This window comes from Ideonella azotifigens, assembly GCF_006519715.1.
In the GTDB taxonomy this organism is placed as follows: domain Bacteria; phylum Pseudomonadota; class Gammaproteobacteria; order Burkholderiales; family Burkholderiaceae_C; genus Ideonella; species Ideonella azotifigens.
Genome location: NZ_VIDT01000724.1, coordinates 1 through 2,602 on the forward strand (window position 1 = coordinate 1; position 2,602 = coordinate 2,602).

Genomic DNA, 2,602 nt, shown 5'->3' on the forward strand with positions numbered 1-2,602 from the left:
CGCAATCGTGGACGCCCGCTTGGACACGCCCTTGAGCGCCAGGCTGTTCGAGGCGGATGGCCCGCTGCTGTTCTACGCAGCTGAACCTGCGACCGAACGCGTCGCAGCGCTGCAGGCCCGTGGCGCAGAAGTGGTGTGCTGCCCGGGCGAGTCAGGCAGGGTCGACCTGGCCGCCGTGCTGGCTGACCTGGGCCGGCGGCAGGTCAACGAACTGCACGTCGAAGCCGGCCCACGGCTGAATGCTGGCTGGCTGCAGGCAGGGCTGGTGGACGAGTGCCTGGTCTACCTCGCGCCCATGCTGCTGGGCGCCGGCCGCGGGATGGCGGCACTCGGCCCGCTGCAAAGCCTGGACGGTGCCTGGCGCTACCGCTTCCATGCGCAGGCGGCTGTGGGCGACGACCTGCGCTTGCTGATGCGGCGCGCAGGCGAGCCGGCAGCGTGACATTTGCCGTGGCCGCGGCGAGCCAGCCGCAGCATCGCACCGGCCCGATCAAAGCATCGCAGAGGGCCCGGCACCTACAATAGCGGGATGCCGATTTCACCCGTTCCCGAGCTGGTTGCCGAACTGGCAGCTGGCCGCATGGTCATCCTGGTCGACGAAGAAGACCGCGAAAACGAGGGCGATCTGGTCATCGCCGCCGAACACGTCACACCAGAAGCGATCAACTTCATGGCCAAGTTCGGCCGTGGCCTGATCTGCCTGACGCTGACCCGCGAGCGCTGCGAGCGCCTGCAGCTTCCCCCCATGGCCGCGCGCAATGGCACGGCGCATGGCACTGCCTTCACCGTGTCCATCGAAGCCGCCGAAGGCGTGAGCACCGGCATTTCCGCGGCCGACCGTGCGCGCACCGTGCAAGCCGCGGTGGCGCGAGACGCGTTGCCGCGCGACCTGGTTCAGCCCGGCCACATCTTCCCGCTGCAGGCGCAGGACGGCGGCGTGCTGATGCGCGCCGGCCATACCGAAGCCGGCTGCGACCTGGCCGCGATGGCCGGGCTCATGCCCGCTTCGGTGATCTGCGAGATCATGAACGACGACGGCAGCATGGCCCGCCTGCCGGACCTGGAAGTTTTCGCTGCCGAGCATGGCCTGAAGATCGGCACCATTGCCGACCTGATCACCTACCGCAGCCGCAACGAATCGCTGGTCACCCGCCTGGGCCAGCGCACGCTCGAAACTGCGCAAGGCAGCTTCGAGGCCCACGTCTTCCGTGACCGCTCTGGCGGTGTGCACCTGGCGCTGGCCAGCGGCCACTGGCTGCCGAGCGACGAAGTGCTGGTGCGCGTGCACGAGCCGCTGTCGCTGCTGGACGTACTGGACACCGGCAGCGAACACGGCCATTCGTGGCCGCTGCCCAAGGCCCTGGCCGCGCTGAAGGCCAGCCCGGCCGGCCTGGCCGTCCTGCTGAACTGCGGCCGCGAGGCCAGCGAAGAGCTGATCGGCAAGCTGCTGCCGCCAGCAGGCGGCGAGCCGCACGCCAGGCCGCCGGTGGACCTGCGCACCTACGGCGTGGGCGCGCAAATCCTGCGCGAGCTGGGCGTGACCCGCATGAAGCTGCTGGGCAGCCCGCGCCGCATGCCCAGCATGGTCGGCTTCGGGCTGGAAGTCACCGGCTTCGTGGGCGCATGAGCGGGTCTGCCCGCTCGTCTGCGCCTCTGTTCTTTTCACTTTCTCTCCTGCCAAGGACTTCCCACCATGCAAGGTGCTGACAAGGGCCAAAGCGGCTCGCTGAACGGCGACGACCTGTCGATCGGCATCGTCCGGGCGCGTTTCAACGACGCACTGACCACCAAGCTGGCCGAGGCCTGCCTGGCCGAACTGGCGGCCTGCGGCGTGAAGGACAAGAACGTCCTGCAGGTCACGGTGCCTGGCGCGCTGGAAGTGCCCATCGCCCTCAAGGCCATGGCCGAGAGCGAGGACTACGACGCGCTGATCGCGCTGGGCTGCATCATCCGCGGCGAGACCTACCACTTCGAACTGGTTTCGAACGAAAGCGGCGCCGGCGTGAGCCGGGTTTCGCTGGACCATGAAATCCCGATCGCCAATGCGATCCTCACCGTCGAGAACGAAGCCCAGGCCTGGGCCCGCGCCGAAGAAAAAGGCCGCGACGCGGCCCGCGTCGCGATCGAGATGGCCAACCTGATGGACGACCTGCTGTGAACGCGCCCTCTACTCCGTCCGCCCCGGCCAAGAAGCGCAGCAGCGGTTCAAAGTCGCCGCGCCGGCTGGCCCGCGAAGTCGCGCTGCAAGGCCTGTACGAGTGGCTGATCTCTGGTGCCGAGGCCGGCGTGATCGACGCCCACATGCGCGAGCAGGAAGGCTTCAACAAGGCCGACCATGCGCATTTCGACGCGCTGCTGCACGGCTGCATTGCCGAGGCCGCCGACCTGGACCAGGTGCTCAGCGCCAGCGTGGACCGGGCGACCAACGAGCTTTCACCGGTCGAGCACGCGGTGCTGCTGATCGGCGCCTACGAGTTGAAGCACTGCCTGGACATCCCGTACCGGGTGGCGATCAACGAAGCGGTGGAACTGGCCAAGAGCTTCGGCGGCACCGATGGCCACAAGTACGTCAACGGCGTGCTGGACAAGACCGCCGCGGCGC

The 2,602-nt window shown here is 68.4% G+C and carries 4 protein-coding genes; all 4 read left to right on the forward strand.

The features are described from left to right. Positions 1–442: RibD family protein (locus FKP22_RS26820; protein WP_141291012.1), on the forward strand; the 442-nt coding region annotated here is incomplete at its 5' end. A gap of 87 nt (positions 443–529) precedes the next feature. Further along, a complete protein-coding gene (ribBA, locus tag FKP22_RS26825; protein ID WP_141291014.1) occupies positions 530–1,627 on the forward strand; it encodes a bifunctional 3,4-dihydroxy-2-butanone-4-phosphate synthase/GTP cyclohydrolase II in 1,098 nt (365 codons plus the stop codon). 66 nt (positions 1,628–1,693) lie between these two features. Continuing rightward, positions 1,694–2,158, forward strand: coding sequence for a 6,7-dimethyl-8-ribityllumazine synthase (gene ribH, locus FKP22_RS26830; protein ID WP_141291016.1), 465 nt, complete (start codon positions 1,694–1,696; stop codon positions 2,156–2,158). Continuing rightward, on the forward strand, positions 2,155–2,602 hold a 448-nt coding region (gene nusB, locus FKP22_RS26835), incomplete at its 3' end, for a transcription antitermination factor NusB (protein ID WP_141291018.1). The genes ribH and nusB, both read left to right, overlap by 4 nt.

Bases quoted from the DNA above. Each gene is read 5' to 3' on its own strand.
- ribH (WP_141291016.1), top strand. From the start codon at position 1,694: ATGCAAGGTGCTGACAAGGGCCAAAGCGGCTCGCTGAACGGCGACGAC.
- ribBA (WP_141291014.1), top strand. From the start codon at position 530: ATGCCGATTTCACCCGTTCCCGAGCTGGTTGCCGAACTGGCAGCTGGC.